Here is a 17,067-nt window from a genome sequence, read left to right on the forward strand (position 1 = left end):
ATTGCTGAAATTTTCTCAGGTTAGCGCGAAGTCACTCCTTATTTGAAAGAACAAAAAAGCCCACTAAAAAGTGGGCTTATTGCGCGGCGTAATGAGACTTAAGCGTTAGCCCATCTGCACAGCTGGGCGCAGCGAATAACTTTTCAGTTGTTCGGCAAAGGCTTGTAGGGCTTGGTTACCGCTATTTTCAGCATCGGCAATCCACTGACGCATGGCTTCGAGCATCTCATGGGCGTTGTTGCGACGTTCGGTCCAGATGGTTTGCAGGGCAAGGCGCTTTTCGTACACCTGCTTGAGCGCATCGCTGCGACTAAACAGGGTGTCGAGGCGCATTTTGTGGCGTGCATCCAACAAGCTGGTTTCGCGCGCCAACAAGCGTTTGGCGCTGCGGCCAAGACCGCTGAACTTGTCTTCAAGGCGCAGTTTTTCTGTCTGTACCAACGGCGCAATCACCGTGCGGCGGAACTCGGCCATGACCTGAAAGCGGTTGTTGGCAATCGCCATCACGGTATCTAAATCCAAGCTGCGCTTGCCTTCAACGCGGTGGGCGATCGGCGTGGTGCGCTTAACCTTGGCTAAACCCAACGCGCTAAACAGCTGAATGTAAGCCCAACCCAAGTCGAACTCCCACGGCTTGACCGACAACTTGGCCGAGTTGGGGTAGGTGTGGTGGTTGTTATGCAGTTCTTCGCCACCAATCAGAATGCCCCACGGGCTGATGTTGGTTGCAGCGTCGCTGCATTCAAAGTTGCGGTAGCCAAAAAAGTGGCCAATGCCGTTGATCACCCCGGCAGCCCAGAACGGAATCCACACCATCTGAATCGCCCAAATGGTCATGCCCAAGGCGCCAAACAACAGCAGATCCAGCACCGCCATCACAACGATCCCGCCAAAGGTGTAACGGCTGTAGACGTTGCGCTCCATCCAATCATCGGGACAGTTTTTGCCGTAGACATCTAAGGTCTGCTGATTCTTGGCCTCGTCTTGATACAGCTCGGCACCGCGGCGCAGCACGGTGAATAAGCCCAACACTTGCGGGCTGTGCGGGTCTTCGCTGGTTTCGCATTTAGCGTGATGTTTGCGGTGGATAGCCGTCCACTCACGGGTGTTTTGCCCGGTGGTCAGCCACAACCAAAAGCGGAAAAAATGTTGTAACGCAGGATGCAGGTCCAAGGCACGGTGGGCCGAGAAACGGTGCAAATAAACCGTCACGCTGATGATGGTGATGTGCGTGAGCAGCAGGGTGACGAGCACCAATTGCCAGACAGAAAGGTCAAGCAAGCCGTTGTACCACATGGAATTTAATCCTCAAATGAACTGCTGTTACCGGCGCATGCGCCAGAGGTTGGCGCATTATGGCTTAAAATGAACTTAGATTCAGTTCTTGCGACGAACGCCCTGTCAACGCGGTATTACGCCTCCAGCGGTAACCAGCGGTGGCGCTGCATAAAGCGCTGATCTAGCCAGTGCTTCCACCAGCCGACCCAACGCCCGCTAGCGCTCAAACCATGCCAGCTCAGCAAGGCACCGCCACTGCCATCGGCCAACAGCGCAAGGGTTTGCGCCTGCGGTTTATAACGCTGCAGCGGCTTATCTTGCAGGCTGGCCGCTAAGTTGGCGGCCAGCACGGGGCCCATCCGCACGGCATACACGCCATTGTGAGCGGCACCGGGCAAGCTGGCGCTATCACCGACGGCAAACACGTGCTTATGGTTGAGGGCCTGTAACTGAGGGTTGATACGGATAAAGCCGTGTTTATCCAAGGGCAAGCCGCTGGTTTGCCAGCAGTCGAGCGGGGCGCTGCCGGTGGCTAAGATCACCCGCTCAAAGGCCAAGTTGCGACCATTACTCAAGCGCAAGGTGTTGTGCTCGATCAGGTCCACCCGACAATGCTCGCGCAGCTCCACCGCTTGTTGCGCTAACAACCGACGCACTTTTTGCCGCAGCGCGGCGGGGTGCTGCTCCAGCAACTCGCCTTGGCAGATCAACGCCAACTCTTGTCCAATCGGTTGATTACTCAGCGCCAGCGCCAGCTCAATCGCCGCTGGGCCGCCGCCGACGATAGCCAGTGGCTTCAAGCCTTCTTGCTGCCAGCGCTGCCAACCGGCCAAAAACTGGCTAAAGGGTTTGACCCCCAACAAATCTAAACTGACATCGCGCTGCGGCGGCACGCGGGTCTGGCCACCCAAATTGAGCGACACGTAACGCCCCTTCAGTAACTGGCCATTACCTAAGCGCACCAAGCTCTGCCGCGCATCAAAGTGCTCAACCGTGCCTTCGATCAGCTCCACTTCTGCCGCTTGGCACAAAGGCTCCAACGCGATACGGCACTCATCCGGCTGATATCGCCACGCCAACAGCCCCGGCAACATGCCCGAATACCAAGCAAACGGCTGTGGCGACACCAGCACAATCCGCCCCGGCGGCCGCTGCCCCGCAGCCCACAAGCGCAATACCCCCAAGTGAGCATGCCCAGCCCCCAGCAACACTAAATCGCAAGACTTCATGCTGTTCCCCCTGTTTGCCTCAATGCCTTCAGTGTGGTCGTTGCTATGGACTCGCGCCAGATTTGATCGGCAAAGAGACCGATCATCCAATGACTGCAACCGGCGGCAGCAAGCCGCGTGCGGGTTGGCTAGACTGAGGCCATCCTTGGAAAGAAGTCGTTATGCTGAAACTGTTGATGGGTGTAGCCCTCTGGGCTGGTGCGTTGCTCAGTGCGCCGAGCCAAGCCGCCGCCGTGCAAGACGTGCTGCTCTATGCTGACGATGGCTATCCGCCGTACTCCTTTAGCGAAAACGGCGAGGCGTCGGGCTTCTATGCGCTTATTTTGCGCCGCGCCTTCAGCCGCATGCCTAATTACCGCGTCACCCTGCAACCCATGCCATGGAAGCGCGCGCTCAAGGCCGTCGAGCAGGGCGATGTGATGGGCATGTACCCACCCTACTGGCACCCCACAGCAAGGCCCTATATGTGGCCGTACTCGGTACCCTTGTTCGAAGAGTCCGTGGCGCTGTTTTGCCACCCTGAACACCTCAATACGCAGAAATCACTTCACTGGCCTGACTCGTTCGCCGGCTTACGGATTGGCGTGAACACTGGCTATGACTTAGGCGGTGAACGCTATAAGGCGCTGCGCCAGCGCGAGGCAATCCATGAGATCAACGCCCGCTCCACCGAGCTCAGCCTGATGATGCTGGCCAAAGGGCGCAGCGACTGTTATCTGAATGACCGGTTGTCGACGCGCTTAGAAATTGAACGCTTTAATCACAGCCAGCTAGATCCGGCTCTACTCAAGCGCACGCAACAGTTGCTGGATGTGCTCACGGTGTCCAAACAAGCCACCTACGTGGGCTTTACTCGGCGCCAGCGTGATCGTTACCCCTACCTGCAGGACTTTCTTGAGCAGCTCAACGACCAACTGTTGACCATGCACGGCAACGGTGAGATTTATCAGCTGGCCAAAGATTACGTGCATCACTACACCCTGTGCCCTAGCTGCAACTATTTGCTGCGTGAGCCCTGAGAGAACCGCCAGGCGCTAACGCAGGCTGTCGGGATCAGCGATAAACATCTGCAAGCGCGAGCGCAGCCAGCGCTCGGCAGGGTCGTTATCGTGGGCGCCGCTCCACGCCATCGACAACTCAAAACTGCGCGCCGACAACGGCAACGGCTCGGCACGTAAGCCACCACGCGCGATCAGCACCGCTGCCGCGTAATCCGGCACAGTGGCGAGCATGTCCGTACCACTGAGCAGGCTGGCCAAGCCATTAAACTGCGGCACCGCCAGCACCACACGCCGACTCAAGCCTTGCTCGGCCAAGGCCTCATCAATAAAGCCGCTTAAATCGCCGGCGTAAGACACCAGCGCATGCGGACGGCGGCAGTAATCTTGCAGACTCACCGGCCCGGGCGCCGTGTCGGCGCGCAACAGGCGCGGCACGCTGCGGCGCAAGGTTTTACGTTTGGCATTAGCCGGCAGTTCTTCGGTGTAACTGACGCCAACGGTGATCTCGCCGGAGCTCAGCAACCCCGGCATCAACAAGTAATTGGCCCGCCGCACCACCAAGGTCACCCCCGGGGCTTCGCTGCGGATGCGTTTGAGCAGCGCCGGCAACAAGGCAAACTCCACCTCATCACTCAAGCCCACACGGAACACCGCATCGCTGGTGGCCGGATCAAAATCACTGGCGGTACTGATCGCGTTTGAGATGGAGTCCAGTGCCGGCACCAACAAGTCGAACAACTCTTGCGCGCGCGCGGTGGGTTCCATGATGCGGCCATTGCGCACAAACAAGGGATCATCAAACAAGCTACGCAAGCGCCCCAGCGCCGCGCTGATGGCCGGCTGACCGAGAAACAGCTTTTCTGCAGTTCGCGTCACGCTGCGTTCATGCATCATGGCTTCAAACACAATCAGCAAGTTCAGATCGATACGCCGCAGATCATTGCGGTTCATAACGGTTCCCCATGAGCCGTGTAAGGCTGGCCTAACACTTTATTCCAATTGGCACTTTACATCCTGCTGGATGTCAGCAAAAAAACTAACCAAATCTCGCTCACTTTCAACCAACAACAAATTTCACTATTTTCCCGACAAAAACCCTCAAATAGTGAATTTTAGCAGCACGATTGCGACCATTGTCATATTGGTCGTGCTCAACCAGCCATCACCACCGCCCAGCGGCAGACAGCTAAGGCCCGCGCAGCGACCGCCCGTCATTTTGCCAGCCTTACGACAACGCTGCGCTATGGAGCGCTGTCTAGACTGATCCCATTAGCAAGGAGACTGCTTATGGACGCTTCGGTAGGCCGGATGGCCGCACACCGGCTGGCATGGATTGCAGTGATACTGCTGCTAGTAACCGCCCACAGTATCGATTTACTTCAACCCAGCCGTGACACTTGGCAGATAGGCTTTGCCGGCTTAGCGGCAGGCTGTGTCGCATGGTTTTGGCTTGGCTGGCCGGCCTTAGCCCTGCAACCGCTGCTGTTACTGGCAACGAGCATGGGGCTGCAACAAACGATGCCGAGCAGCGCGCATATCCTTAGCGTCAGCCTGCCCCCGTGTTTACTCCTGCTGAGCCAACGCTATTTGCCGATCAGCAGCGGCCTGCCGCGCTTGGTCGCCATTCAACGCTTCCTATTAAGCAGCCTTGGCATAGCCGCGCTAGCCAGTCTGAGCCAAGCCCTGTTTAGCGCTCACTGGCATCCCGAGCCCGCATTAGCGCTGTGGGCAGCCAACTTTGCCATGCTCACCGCCATCGGCGTACCGCTGCTGCATTACCTCAGCCCAACCCTGCTGCGCAGCAGCACGCGCAGCAACCGACAACAAAGTCGCCGCGATTGGCCGGCACCGTGGATGCTGATCACCGGCGCGGTGATACTGGCCCTATTGGTCTACCTACCCAGCCCGCACGCCCTGCTGCTGGCGTGCACGCTGTTGATCAGTAGCGCCCTATTTACCGGTATGCGCGGCGCCTGCCTGAGTCTGGCCATCGTCGCCCTGTGGCAATTACAACTGCCGTGGCAAGCTGTACCGCTAAACGCACTGGAGCTGGCATACCTCGCACTGGCTGGCGGCGCCTGCGCCTTCACCGGCCGCATCCTGAGCGATTTACGCAGCGCTTACCGCTGGCGCAAATCGATACAGACCGAACTGGATCTCAGCCGCCAAGTGCTCAACGCCTGCCCACTGGGCGTGGTTGTGCTAGACGCCGAACCCAACAATCGCCCCATTACCTATGTCAATCAGGCCTACAGCCAGATGACCGGCTTTACCAGCAGCGAGCTGCTAGGCAAAGGCGATGAAATACTTAGCGGTGAAGACCTTATGCAAGGCGGCATGTTGCTTTTGCGCGAAGCCATGGCCACCGGCGAGGCCTGCCAAGTGGTGGTACGGCAATACCACAAAGACGGCCATCTATTTTGGGATGAAATCACCTTGGCACCGCTGATAAACGGTCGCCAAGGCCGTTATTACATCTTGTTGCACCAAGACGTCAGCGCCCGTGAGCGCCTGATGCATGAGCTGATGCACAGCCGCGAAGCGCAATTGCGCCAAGCCCGCGTGCTCAGCCAAACCGAGGCCATCAGCGACATTGGCGGCTGGACGTGGGCCGTCGGCAGCCAAGACATCTATTGGACCGAAGGGGTGTACCAAATCCTGCAGGTGCCTAATGACTTCAAGCCCACCTTAGAAAGCTCTTTGAGCTTCTACACCGCCGAAGATCGCGGCAAAGTTCGCCACGCCATGCGCAAAGCCGTAGAAACCGGCCAACCTTTTGACTTTGAAGTACGCGTTTGCAACGCACAAAAACGCTTGCTGTGGTTGCGTATCAAAGGACTGGTGCAGGCCGAAGAAGGGCGCGCTATTCGCCTCTACGGTGCCATCCAAGACATCACCTCTTGGCGCGAAACACAGCAACAGCTGAGCGAGCAAGACCAACGCCTGCGTCTGTTCTTTGATGCGCCGATCCTGGGCATGGCACTGACCTCGTTACAACAAGAATGGCTCGAGGTGAACCAGCGCTTGTGCGACATACTCGGCTACACCCGCGAACAAATGCTCAAACTCAACTGGCGGCAGCTCACTCATCCAGAGGATGTGGACAAAGACCTGCGCCTTTTCGATGAGGTCGAAGCGGGTGAACGCGACAGTTACGAGCTGGAAAAACGCTACCGCCGTGCCGACGGCGAGATCGTCTATGCCCGCCTGCTGGTGCAAGCCGTGCGCAATCGCAGCGGCCAACTGCAGTATTGCATCGGCCTGATTGAAGACATCACCCAGCGCCGCGAAGCCGAGCAACGTTACCGCGCTATCGTCGAATACGCGCCAGAGGCCATCATTTTGTGGGATGCCGAGCAGGGCATTGTCGAAGCCAACGGCCACGCCGAGCGCATGCTGCGCTGTAAGCGCGAGGCGCTCTACGGCAAAAGCGTTGAAGTGCTGAATGAGCGCTTGGCGCAGGCTAACCCCGGCGATAGCGATATCGCCGAGCGCTTCCGCCAAGCGCTCGACGGTCAACAGCCCGTGTTTGAATGGCGATTGCTCAGCGCCGAGGGCAGCCCGCGCACCTGCGAAGTACGCCTGATTCGCATGCCTGGCGCGCAGCCCTTAGTGCGCGCCAGCTTTAACGACATCTCCGAGCGCTTGCGCTACCAAAAAGAGATCGAGCGCCTGGCCTTTCACGACACCCTCACCGGCCTACCCAACCGCGTGCTGCTTAATGATCGCCTGCAACAAGCCATGGCTCGTGCGCGGCGGCAAAACCAATTCGGCGCGGTGCTGCTGATCGACCTTGATCACTTCAAACACGTCAACGACAGCCTAGGCCACACCGTTGGCGATCAACTGCTGTGCAGCGTGGCTAAGCGCATGCGCAGTCGCCTGCGCGATGAAGACACCTTAGGCCGTAGCGGCGGCGATGAGTTTGTCGTGCTGCTGGATAGCCTCGGCGACAGCCGCGAACAGGCCATCGACGCTGCCACGCGCATCGCCGCCAAGGTCATTAGCAGCCTGCATGACAGCGTGCCGGTCGGCGAGGTCGATCTTGCCATCAGCGCCAGCCTTGGTATCAGCCTGTTCCCCCAACACGATCAAGAAGCCGAGGACGTGTTTCGCCAAGCCGATGCCGCCATGTACTTGGCCAAAGGGGCGGGGCGCAACACGCTGCGCTTCTTCTCCGCCGAAGTGCAGGAAAGTCTCGACGAACGCCTAACCCTACAAAACGAGCTACGCCACGCCCTCAAGCGCAAGCAGCTGCGGTTAGTGTTCCAACCACAAGTCGACATGCAAACCGGCAAGCCCACGGGCGCTGAAGCCCTGCTGCGCTGGCAGCATCCGTTGCTCGGCAACGTACCGCCTGATCGCTTTATCGGCTTGGCCGAAGAGATTGGCCTAATGCCCGAACTCGGCCTCTGGGTACTCGATCAAGCCTGCGCCGAGCAAGCTCGCTGGCAGCGCTTGTGGCCTGAACTGGCGCTGCGCATGGCGGTGAATCTCAGCGCGCAATCCCTGCGCAGCGAGCAACTGCGCGACGAGGTGATCAACGCCATCACGCGACACAGCATCGCCCCGTCATTGCTAGAGCTTGAAATTACCGAGGGCAGCATGCTGCACGATGTCGAAAAAGGCATCGGCATCATGCGTTCGATCAAAGCACTGGGTGTGCAGTTTGCGATTGATGACTTCGGCACCGGCTACTCCTCGCTGACGTACCTCAAACGACTGCCGCTGGATCGTCTGAAAATTGATCGCAGCTTTGTGCGTGACCTACCCAAAGATGCCAATGACATAGTGCTGGTCGACACCATGCTGGCCATCGCCAAACAAATGCATTTAGAGGTGGTCGCCGAAGGCGTTGAAGAAGACGTGCAATGGCAGTTTTTACGCGAGCGCGGCTGCCATTTAGGGCAAGGCTACCTATGGAGCAAGCCGCTGGAGGCTGATGACTTTAAGCGCTGGGTCAGCGATAAGTTAGGGCTTAACCGCACACAAAAAACCGGGTAATCGCTTACCCGGTTGCTTTGTTACAGCGGCATTAGCACGCTTTTAGCCCTTGCCGCGGGTGCGCGTTTGGCTGGGCTGATGGTTCTTTTCCAAGTACTCGATGATCATGCCCGCCACATCTTTTTCGGCGGTTTTCTCGATGCCTTCTAGGCCCGGCGACGAGTTCACCTCCATCACTACAGGGCCGTGGTTCGAACGCAAGATATCCACACCCGCCACATTCAGCCCCATGACTTTAGCCGCACGAATCGCGGTCATCCGCTCCTCTGGGGTGATCTTAATCAGGCTGGAAGAGCCGCCACGGTGCAGGTTAGAGCGGAATTCGCCCGGCTTAGCCTGACGCTTCATCGCCGCAATCACCTTATCGCCCACCACAAAGCAGCGGATATCGGCACCGCCGGCTTCTTTGATGTATTCCTGCACCATGATGTTGGCTTTCAAGCCCATAAAGGCTTCGATCACCGACTCGGCCGCTTTGGGCGTCTCACACAGCACCACGCCAATGCCTTGGGTGCCTTCCAACAGCTTAATCACCAAAGGCGCGCCGCCGACCATTTCAATCAGATCGGGGATGTCATCCGGACTGTGGGCAAACCCGGTGATCGGCAAACCAATGCCCTTGCGTGACAACAGCTGCAGTGAGCGCAACTTATCGCGCGAGCGGGTGATCGCCACCGACTCGTTCAGCGGCGCCACGCCCATCATTTCGAACTGCCGTAGCACGGCGCAGCCGTAAAACGTCACCGAAGCGCCAATGCGCGGAATCACCGCATCAAAGCCCTCCAGCGACGTGCCCTTGTAATGAATTTGCGGCTTGTGGCTTGCAATATTCATGTAGCAACGCAGGGTGTCGACTACCACCATTTCATGGCCGCGCGCTTCACCAGCCTCCACCAAACGGCGGGTGGAGTAGAGTTTGGCGTTACGGGACAGCACAGCAATTTTCATGGGTGTACCTATGTGGTTGTTGTTCTGAGTCGCCGCCCAACCGGCAGCGACTGTTATAGGGTGTCGCTTAAACGAATTTTCGGCTTACCTTGCACGTAGGTAAGGGCCGGATTGACCAGCAAGTTACCGGACATCATGGCCTTGGCGCCGAGTAAGCCGCGAAAGCGCATGGCTTTGCGACAAGTCAGTGTCATATCGACGGGCCACAGGCGCTCGCCCAACTGCATTAAGGTGCGAATAACGTAACGGTGTTGCACATGGCCATTGGAGCTACGAATGCGCTTGTCTTGCAGTAGCAGGGCCTCGCAACCGGGAAGGGCGACATGTTGTTTAATTCCGATGTGCGCGGTAAAGCGCAACCAGGTCTGCCCGTCCCGTTCAAACAACTCAATGTCGCTGGCGTGCAAAGCGGAGGTGGCTGCACCGGTATCCACTTTCATGCGCAAGGCATCAATGCCCAACTCGGGCAAAGCCACCCACTCGCGCAAGCCAATCACCATCGGCAAATGGTGTTCGCTGTCGCTCATTAATTCTCCTTAATAACCCGCCGATTTCCGTACACAGGCTACGTAGAGCCTCCGCTAAGTGTAGCAGGCGATTTTTTAAAGCCAGTGACAGCAGCGTACACTGGCCTCTTTTGCCTCCCTTACAGGTCGAGCAGATGCAGGCTAGCGACGAAAAGCTACGATTAGATAAATGGCTGTGGGCGGCGCGTTTTTTTAAGACGCGCGCCTTAGCCAAAGCCGCGATCGAAGGCGGCAAGGTGCAGTGTCAAGGCGAGCGCTGTAAGCCCAGCAAAGAGATTCGTGTGGGCGAGACACTCACCGTGCGCACCGGCTTTGATAGCCGCACGGTGAGTGTACTGAAATTATCTGATCAGCGCCGTGGCGCACCCGAGGCACAAGCCTTGTACGCCGAAAGCGCTGACAGCATCACCCAGCGCGAGCAAGCGGCGGCGCTGCGTAAGGCCGGCGCGCTGGGCGTTAGTACCGACGGGCGCCCGAGCAAGAAACAGCGCCGGCAATTACGCGACTTTCATCACGATCACGATTGATACTGACGCAACACCGCCCAGTTACCCACCCAAGGCAAGCGTTGTAACCATGCCAGCAACGGCTGCAATCGATTTTCAAGCCATAACGCACCACGCAGCACATAGGGTGTGTGCACGCTCAGGGTGAAGCTCAGCAAGGCAATGAACAAACCACCGACGGCGTTATCACTCAGCCAGTGGGCACCGGCAACTAAGCGCGGCATCATCAACACACAAACCAGCAACAGCAAGCCGATACGTGCCGGCCAGCGCGCCACCCGTGCCAGAAACAAGCCCCACAGCATCAGCACCGAAGCATGGTCACCGGGAAAGCTGCGCTTGGAGGCATCTTTCAAGCCCCATTGCTCCCAGCCCACAAACATCTCTGACAAGCGCACCGCGGTCAGCTGGAGCGATGGCCCCGCATGCTGCCAGTCCAACGCCTTGACCAACTGGTTAAAGCCGGTACGCAGCACCAATAACAGCACCATGGCCATGACTAGCCAGATTAAAGCCAATCGCACTTGGGCCGCAGGAAAAAATAAATCGCCGCGCATCACCAGCAGCAACATCAAAGCAGCGACCGCAAGATCGGTTACCCGCACACTGCCGACCGCCCAAACCCACGCCCAGGCGGGGTAATGCGCCAGCGGCTCATTGAGCAGATAAAACGCTTGCGTGTCTAAGCTCTCCCACACCGCGTGGGTCGGCGCAAACAGCCAACTGGCGAGCAACAACACGGCCAAAACAAAGCACACCAACAAGCCAGCAAACGACCAGCGTGGTTGGAGCGGCGTAGTAATCCTCATAAAATGAACTCCTTTTCGGGGCAAAACACGGCGCGTTTATAACGGCATGTCATTGTATTGTCACCCTTTGTACGACTCACGGTACCTTTCCCAATGCCAGACACCGATCACATTCAACGCTTTATGTTCGACACCAACGATGTGCGTGGTGAACTGGCGGCCCTTGAGCACAGCTACCACGAAGTGCTGGCCCGCACCGACTACCCCGTGGTGGTACAACAGCTGTTGGGCGAGTTATTAGCCGCCGCCTCGCTGTTATCCAGCACGTTAAAATTTGAAGGAGTACTGGTGCTGCAGGCGCGCTCCGAGGGGCCGCTCAAATTATTGATGATCGAATGCACCGATCAACAATTGGTACGCGGTATTGCCCGTTTTGATGACACCGTCGGCGACAGCGCCGACCTGCGCGAGCTGATGCCCGACGGCGTAATGGCTATCACCATCGACCCGATTAAGGGTCAGCGCTATCAAGGCATTGTGCCGTTAGAAGACGCCAGCTTAGCGGCAAGCTTAAGCAGCTACTTTGCCTCCTCCGAGCAGTTGCCGACCCAATTCTGGCTGTACGCCGATGGCCGCCGTGCGCGCGGTTTGCTGTTGCAAGCACTGCCCAAGCACAAACAGCTAGACAGTGAGGAGCGCGCCAATACCTGGGAGCACTTGGTCACCCTGGCCGACACCCTAAATGCGGAAGAAATGCTCGGGCTCGACAACCAAACCTTGCTGCACCGCCTCTATCACCAAGAGGAAGTGCGCCTGTTTGAGCCGCAACCCGTGCAGTTTTCCTGCAGCTGCTCGCGCGAGCGCTCGGCCAACGCTTTGGTCAGCCTTGGCGAACATGACGCCCTGCAACTGGCCGACGAGCAAGACGGCGCCGTGACCATCGACTGCCAGTTCTGCAATCAGCGCTACAGCTTTGATCGTGCCGACATTGGTCAGCTATTTAACGGTGGCGGCGTTGTCGCCCCCAGCGGCACCCAGCACTAACGCCTTAGCCCTAAAGCGCCAATTAAAAGCCCCGCACCTTTCGGTTGCGGGGCTTTGGTTGCAGGGCTTCGGTTGCAGGGCTTTTTATGCGTTCAAAACGCGGCTGACATTATGCCTTAACTGGCGTGATCTCAGGCTCGCGGCGACGCCACTGCAACATCACCACTAGGACTAACAAGCCTAGGGTCGGCAGCCAGATCAACTCTTTCGCCCAACGATCGCTGGGTGACTTAACCATCAGAATCTCTTGGTCAAAGTCTAAGCCTGCGGTCTTCGCGGGGCTGGCAAAGCCTACCGAGTCGATCAAGAACTTACCGTTCTGCTCGTACAAGGTAATGCCTAAGGTTTCCATCCGCTCTGCACCGCTAGCACCAGCCGGCACGGGCAGCAGCACGCTAAAGTCGCGCTTATCGCCGACCGCATCTTCGCCGCGAATGCGCAAACGCAGCACATCTTTAGGCTCCAACTCATCTAAGACCTGCACCAGCTCACTGGCTGGGCGATCTTCGTAAGGCGGGTGGATGATGTCCATCCAGAAGCCTGGGCGGAATAACGAGAAGGCGATCAACAGCAGCAGCACGGTTTCATACCAGCGGCTCTTCACGATAAACCAACCCTGCGTCGCTGCCGCGAAGATCAGCATGGCCACCGTCGCCACGATGAAGATCATGATGCCGTGCAGCCAGTCCACATCAATCAACAGCAAGTCGGTGTTGAAGATGAACAGGAATGGCAGCGCCGCCGTACGCAAGCTGTAGTAGAACGCGGTGATACCGGTCTTGATCGGGTCACCCTTGGACACCGCCGCCGCGGCAAACGAGGCCAAGCCCACCGGCGGCGTGACGTCAGCCATGATGCCGAAGTAGAACACGAACAAGTGCACCGCAATCAGCGGCACCAACAGGCCGTTTTGCTCACCCAGCGCCACCACCACCGGCGCCAGCAAGCTGGACACCACAATGTAGTTGGCGGTGGTCGGCAAGCCCATGCCCAGAATCAAGCTCAGCACGGCGGTCAGCAGCAGCATCAGCACAAGGTTGCCCATGGACAACACTTCAACCACGTCGGCCAACACCAGCCCCACGCCCGTTTGCGACACCGCACCGACGATGATACCGGCGGTCGCCGTGGCGATACCGATACCGATCATGTTGCGCGCACCGGCGATCAAGCCTTCGCGCAGATCAATCACGCCATCCATAAAGCTGCCGTGTTGATGCTCATCGCCTTGCCGCAGCCAGTTCAGCAGCGGGCGCTGGGTCAGCAAGATGACCATCAAGATCACCGTGCCCCAAAAGGCGGACAAACCGGGCGACAGGCGCTCGACCATCAAGCACCACACCAGCACCACCACCGGCAGGATGAAGTGCAGGCCCGACAGCAACACAGCGCGGGTCTCTGGCAACTCTTCTAGCGGCGCATCCGGATCTTCGGCCGGTAACGGGGGCATGTTGGCGGCAATCTTCAACAAGCCGACGTACACCGCCGCCAGCATCCCGGCGACAACCCAAGTAGCTGCATCGCCCAGCGCCGGCTTGAGCCAGCCCAAGCCGTAATACACCGCCAGCGACAAGCCGCTAATAAACGCTGCCCCGAAGGCAAAGCCCAGCAAGCGCTGCAGCCATGGCCGCGTATCGCGCCGTGGCAGGCCTTTAAGGCCCAACTTCATCGACTCAAGGTGCACGATGTACAGCAGTGCGATGTAGGAAATCATCGCTGGCAGGAAAGCGTGCTTAATTACGTCGATATACGGAATGCCCACGTACTCGACCATCAAGAACGCCGCCGCGCCCATCACCGGCGGCATGATTTGGCCGTTGACTGAGGCGCCGACTTCCACGGCCCCGGCTTTTTCCGCCGAGAAACCCACACGGCGCATCATCGGAATCGTAAAGGTGCCGGTCGTCACCACGTTGGCAATCGACGAACCGGAAATCAGACCGGTCAAGCCCGATGACACCACGGCGGCTTTCGCTGGGCCACCGCGCATGTGGCCAAGCATGGAGAAGGCCAGCTGAATAAAGTAATGGCCGGCCCCAGCGCGCTCCAGCAGGGCGCCGAACAGCACGAACAAGAACACAAAGCCGGTGGATACCCCCAGCGCGATACCAAACACGCCCTCGGTGGTGATCCATTGATGGTTAGCCAACGCGGTCCAACTAACCCCTTTGTGCGCCAGCAAGCTAGGCATCCACGGGCCAGCCAAGCTGTAGCCCAAGAACACCAATGCAATCAACGCCAGCGCAGGGCCCAAGCAACGACGCGTTGCTTCAAGCAGCAGCGGGATACCGATCAACGCCACCACCAAGTCTTCGGTGGTGATATTGCCGGGCCGATTGGCTAGCGCTTCATAAAATATGTAGATGTACGCGGCCGTGGCCGAGGCCACCAAGGCCAACAGCAAATCCACCGCCGGGACATAGTCACGCGGGGAGCGCTTAAACGCAGGGAACACCAAAAAAGTCAGCGCCAGCGCAAAGGCGAGGTGGATCGCACGGGCTTCGGTGTTGTTAAACACGCCCACGCCGACCACAAACGGTAGCGGCGAAGCAATCCACAGTTGAAACAGCGACCACAAGCCCGCCAACACGGCGATCACCGTGGCCATGACCCCTAGCGGAAGGCGCGCGCCGACATCCTGAGCAATCAGCTCTTCGGCAGAGAGGTTCTTATCGTTTTGCATACGTCAGACCTATACGGCAGTAGAAAGGGCAAGTTGCGAAACGGCTAAGCCGCTTCGCAACCCTCTACAACACAAGCGGCTAGGCCCTGCGCAGGCCCAGCCGAGACTGACGACTTACATCCAGCCTTTTTCTTTGTAGTAACGCACAGCGCCTTCATGCAGCGGTGCGGTCAGGCCGGCTTTGATCATTTCCTGCTCGTTCAGGTAATTGAACGCAGGGTGCAGACGCTTAAAGCGCTCCAAGTTGTCGAACACCGACTTAACCAACTGATAGACCACTTCTGGATCAGTCTTGGCTGAGGTCGACAGGACCGCCTTGCCGCCGATCGATACGGTCGGCTTATCGTTGCCCTTGTACATGCCACCTGGGATTTCAGCCTTGGTGTAGTAGGTCTTCTCTGCCAGCAGCTTGTCGATTTCTGGGCCAGTCACCGGTACCAGAACGGCATCCACGGTGGTGGTGGCTTCTTGAATCGCACCGTTGGGGTGGCCCACGAAGTAGGTCATGGCATCGATGTTGTTGTCGCCCAGTGCCGAGGCCAGCTCAGCCGGCTTCAGCTCAGCTGCCAGCGAGAACACGGACTTGTCCCAGCCTTTGGCGGCCATGATTTCGTCCAACGTATCGCGCTGACCCGAACCTGGATTACCGACGTTGATACGCTTGCCCTTCATGTCATCGAAGCCCGCGATCTTAGAGTCGGCGCGCGCCAGAATGGTGAACACTTCACTTTGCAGCGAGAACACGGCGCGGATGTCATCCATCTTGCCTTGATCGGCAAACGGCGCCAGACCATTCATGGCCTTGAACTGGTGGTCCGACTGCATGATGCCGAAGTTGTATTCGCCAGTGCGGATACCGTTCACGTTCGCTACACCACCGCCAGTCGACGGGGCATTACACTTGATCATGTGCTGCTCAGCACCACGATTCAGAAAACGGCAGATCGATTGGCCAGCCACGTAATAAACGCCGGTTTGACCGCCGGTACCGATGGTGACGAACTGCTCTTGAGCTTGTGCGGTGCCTGTAAGAGTGGTGCCTGCCAATGCTGCCGACAGGATCCATGCGAGGGATTTGCCTTTCATGGGGACTATCCTTTTCTATGCTTATTGAAGGGGTATTGCCCACCCTCATGAGGCGGACAATGTGGCGCTGGCCACTACACAGCCTGCGCGCAAACCTATGTCGCTATTCGTGCGCAACGTGTCACATCAGGATAGCAGGTGATTTTGCACTCACCCTTGCGGTGAGGCGACAGGCTTAGTCCTGCCAGCGGCGTAGAGCGTCTTGATCGCTCTCACGGCCATCCAGCCAACTGCTGCCGCTAGGGGCGACTTCTTTCTTCCAGAAGGGGGCGCGGGTTTTCAGGTAATCCATGATGAAATCACACGCAGCAAAAGCCTCTTGGCGATGCGCGCTGGAAACGCCCACGTAAACGATGATATCGCTCGGCTGCATCGGCCCCACGCGGTGCTGCACCTCGACGGCATACAACGCCCAGCGGTTTTGCGCCTCAGCAATAATCGCCGCGAGCGCTTTTTCGGTCATGCCGGGGTAGTGCTCCAGCGTTAACTGCGACACCGCCTGACCGTCGTTGTGATCGCGCATCAAGCCATGAAAACTCACCACCGCACCGGCCTGCGGGTTGGCCATCAAACGTGCTTGCGCCGCTTGGGTATCGAGCGGCTCGCTTTGGATCACAATCATCGCAACACACCTTTAAGGACGCATAAACAGGTAGTCCTGCTCATCGTCCAGATTATTCGCCAAAAACACCAGCTCCGCGGCCAAGTCGGCGTGGCTGCGCAGCTGCTTGTTCCACTCGACACAAGCGCTTAACAGCGCCCGCGCTAGCAGCAGCGGATCTTGCTGCTGTGCTTGCGCTTGCTCAGCCAGCGCTTGGCACAACTGCTTGGCTTGTTGATGCGGGCTCATGGTTTGTCCTCGAGTCTCCCTCTGTCGGTGCAGTATGCGGTGCGGCCCATTCGGCGTTCTGATCTATATCAACTCGCCAGTTGCATTAGCCAAAAACAAAGCTGTAAACCAACGTTACTTAACGCCCACGACACACCCCGTCGCCCCAAGCCGTTATCATCG

General features: G+C 58.1%; 14 protein-coding genes. 4 read left to right on the plus strand and 10 right to left on the minus strand.

Annotation, left to right across the window (positions count from 1 at the left end; translation table 11 throughout):
- Positions 1-105: 105 nt before the first annotated feature.
- Both MKI83_RS08835 and MKI83_RS08840 read right to left on the minus strand, forming a co-directional pair.
- Positions 106-1,296 carry a DesA family fatty acid desaturase gene (locus tag MKI83_RS08835; protein WP_241584988.1) on the minus strand — a complete coding sequence of 397 codons (1,191 nt, stop codon included), beginning with the start codon at positions 1,294-1,296 and terminating at the stop codon, positions 106-108.
- 116 nt (positions 1,297-1,412) lie between these two features.
- Positions 1,413-2,507 (minus strand): FAD-dependent oxidoreductase, encoded by a 1,095-nt coding sequence (locus tag MKI83_RS08840; protein ID WP_241584990.1) that lies wholly within the window; start codon positions 2,505-2,507, stop codon positions 1,413-1,415.
- A gap of 161 nt (positions 2,508-2,668) precedes the next feature.
- Here MKI83_RS08840 and MKI83_RS08845 point away from each other — a divergent pair, with 161 nt between their 5' ends.
- Positions 2,669-3,526, plus strand: a complete 858-nt coding sequence (locus tag MKI83_RS08845; protein ID WP_241584992.1) for a substrate-binding periplasmic protein — start codon at positions 2,669-2,671, stop codon at positions 3,524-3,526.
- A gap of 15 nt (positions 3,527-3,541) precedes the next feature.
- On the opposite strand, the gene MKI83_RS08850 is transcribed toward MKI83_RS08845, so the two are convergent.
- Positions 3,542-4,459, minus strand: a complete 918-nt coding sequence (locus tag MKI83_RS08850) for a LysR family transcriptional regulator (protein WP_241584995.1) — start codon at positions 4,457-4,459, stop codon at positions 3,542-3,544.
- Between the two features lie 336 nt (positions 4,460-4,795).
- Between MKI83_RS08850 and MKI83_RS08855 the strand changes: the two genes are divergently transcribed.
- On the plus strand, positions 4,796-8,512 hold the full coding sequence (locus MKI83_RS08855) for an EAL domain-containing protein (protein ID WP_241584997.1): 3,717 nt from the start codon (positions 4,796-4,798) through the stop codon (positions 8,510-8,512).
- A gap of 42 nt (positions 8,513-8,554) precedes the next feature.
- Here the strand turns inward: MKI83_RS08855 and rimK are convergent, their stop codons facing one another.
- Both rimK and rimB read right to left on the minus strand, forming a co-directional pair.
- Entirely contained in the window at positions 8,555-9,460 is a 906-nt protein-coding gene (gene rimK / locus MKI83_RS08860; protein WP_241585000.1) for a 30S ribosomal protein S6--L-glutamate ligase, read from the minus strand.
- A gap of 53 nt (positions 9,461-9,513) precedes the next feature.
- A complete protein-coding gene (gene rimB / locus MKI83_RS08865; RefSeq protein ID WP_241585002.1) occupies positions 9,514-9,987 on the minus strand; it encodes a retropepsin-like aspartic endopeptidase RimB in 474 nt (157 codons plus the stop codon).
- A 134-nt stretch (positions 9,988-10,121) separates the two neighbouring features.
- Here rimB and MKI83_RS08870 point away from each other — a divergent pair, with 134 nt between their 5' ends.
- Positions 10,122-10,514 (plus strand): RNA-binding S4 domain-containing protein, encoded by a 393-nt coding sequence (locus tag MKI83_RS08870; RefSeq protein WP_241585004.1) that lies wholly within the window; start codon positions 10,122-10,124, stop codon positions 10,512-10,514.
- On the opposite strand, the gene MKI83_RS08875 is transcribed toward MKI83_RS08870, so the two are convergent.
- Positions 10,505-11,302 carry a phosphatase PAP2 family protein gene (locus MKI83_RS08875; RefSeq protein ID WP_241585005.1) on the minus strand — a complete coding sequence of 266 codons (798 nt, stop codon included), beginning with the start codon at positions 11,300-11,302 and terminating at the stop codon, positions 10,505-10,507. The genes MKI83_RS08870 and MKI83_RS08875 overlap by 10 nt on opposite strands.
- A gap of 93 nt (positions 11,303-11,395) precedes the next feature.
- Here MKI83_RS08875 and hslO point away from each other — a divergent pair, with 93 nt between their 5' ends.
- Positions 11,396-12,286: an Hsp33 family molecular chaperone HslO gene (hslO, locus tag MKI83_RS08880; RefSeq protein WP_241585006.1), complete on the plus strand. Its 891-nt coding sequence runs from the start codon at positions 11,396-11,398 to the stop codon at positions 12,284-12,286.
- Positions 12,287-12,395: 109 nt separating this feature from the next.
- Here the strand turns inward: hslO and MKI83_RS08885 are convergent, their stop codons facing one another.
- From MKI83_RS08885 to MKI83_RS08900, 4 genes are all read right to left on the minus strand, one after another.
- Entirely contained in the window at positions 12,396-14,969 is a 2,574-nt protein-coding gene (locus tag MKI83_RS08885; RefSeq protein WP_241585007.1) for a TRAP transporter permease, read from the minus strand.
- A 114-nt stretch (positions 14,970-15,083) separates the two neighbouring features.
- Positions 15,084-16,055, minus strand: a complete 972-nt coding sequence (locus MKI83_RS08890; RefSeq protein WP_241585008.1) for a TAXI family TRAP transporter solute-binding subunit — start codon at positions 16,053-16,055, stop codon at positions 15,084-15,086.
- A 175-nt stretch (positions 16,056-16,230) separates the two neighbouring features.
- A complete protein-coding gene (gene moaE, locus MKI83_RS08895) occupies positions 16,231-16,677 on the minus strand; it encodes a molybdopterin synthase catalytic subunit MoaE (RefSeq protein ID WP_272493034.1) in 447 nt (148 codons plus the stop codon).
- Positions 16,678-16,689: 12 nt separating this feature from the next.
- Positions 16,690-16,905: a hypothetical protein gene (locus MKI83_RS08900; RefSeq protein ID WP_241585009.1), complete on the minus strand. Its 216-nt coding sequence runs from the start codon at positions 16,903-16,905 to the stop codon at positions 16,690-16,692.
- Between the last annotated feature and the right edge of the window lie 162 nt (positions 16,906-17,067).

The organism is Atopomonas sediminilitoris (genome assembly GCF_022601735.1).
Taxonomy (GTDB): domain Bacteria; phylum Pseudomonadota; class Gammaproteobacteria; order Pseudomonadales; family Pseudomonadaceae; genus Atopomonas; species Atopomonas sediminilitoris.

Coding starts and splice junctions, on each gene's coding strand:
- MKI83_RS08835 (WP_241584988.1), bottom strand. CDS start 1,296: ATGTGGTACAACGGCTTGCTTGACCTTTCTGTCTGGCAATTGGTGCTC.
- MKI83_RS08840 (WP_241584990.1), bottom strand. CDS start 2,507: ATGAAGTCTTGCGATTTAGTGTTGCTGGGGGCTGGGCATGCTCACTTG.
- MKI83_RS08845 (WP_241584992.1), top strand. CDS start 2,669: ATGCTGAAACTGTTGATGGGTGTAGCCCTCTGGGCTGGTGCGTTGCTC.
- MKI83_RS08850 (WP_241584995.1), bottom strand. CDS start 4,459: ATGAACCGCAATGATCTGCGGCGTATCGATCTGAACTTGCTGATTGTG.
- MKI83_RS08855 (WP_241584997.1), top strand. CDS start 4,796: ATGGACGCTTCGGTAGGCCGGATGGCCGCACACCGGCTGGCATGGATT.
- rimK (WP_241585000.1), bottom strand. CDS start 9,460: ATGAAAATTGCTGTGCTGTCCCGTAACGCCAAACTCTACTCCACCCGC.
- rimB (WP_241585002.1), bottom strand. CDS start 9,987: ATGAGCGACAGCGAACACCATTTGCCGATGGTGATTGGCTTGCGCGAG.
- MKI83_RS08870 (WP_241585004.1), top strand. CDS start 10,122: ATGCAGGCTAGCGACGAAAAGCTACGATTAGATAAATGGCTGTGGGCG.
- MKI83_RS08875 (WP_241585005.1), bottom strand. CDS start 11,302: ATGAGGATTACTACGCCGCTCCAACCACGCTGGTCGTTTGCTGGCTTG.
- hslO (WP_241585006.1), top strand. CDS start 11,396: ATGCCAGACACCGATCACATTCAACGCTTTATGTTCGACACCAACGAT.
- MKI83_RS08885 (WP_241585007.1), bottom strand. CDS start 14,969: ATGCAAAACGATAAGAACCTCTCTGCCGAAGAGCTGATTGCTCAGGAT.
- MKI83_RS08890 (WP_241585008.1), bottom strand. CDS start 16,055: ATGAAAGGCAAATCCCTCGCATGGATCCTGTCGGCAGCATTGGCAGGC.
- moaE (WP_272493034.1), bottom strand. CDS start 16,677: ATGATTGTGATCCAAAGCGAGCCGCTCGATACCCAAGCGGCGCAAGCA.
- MKI83_RS08900 (WP_241585009.1), bottom strand. CDS start 16,905: ATGAGCCCGCATCAACAAGCCAAGCAGTTGTGCCAAGCGCTGGCTGAG.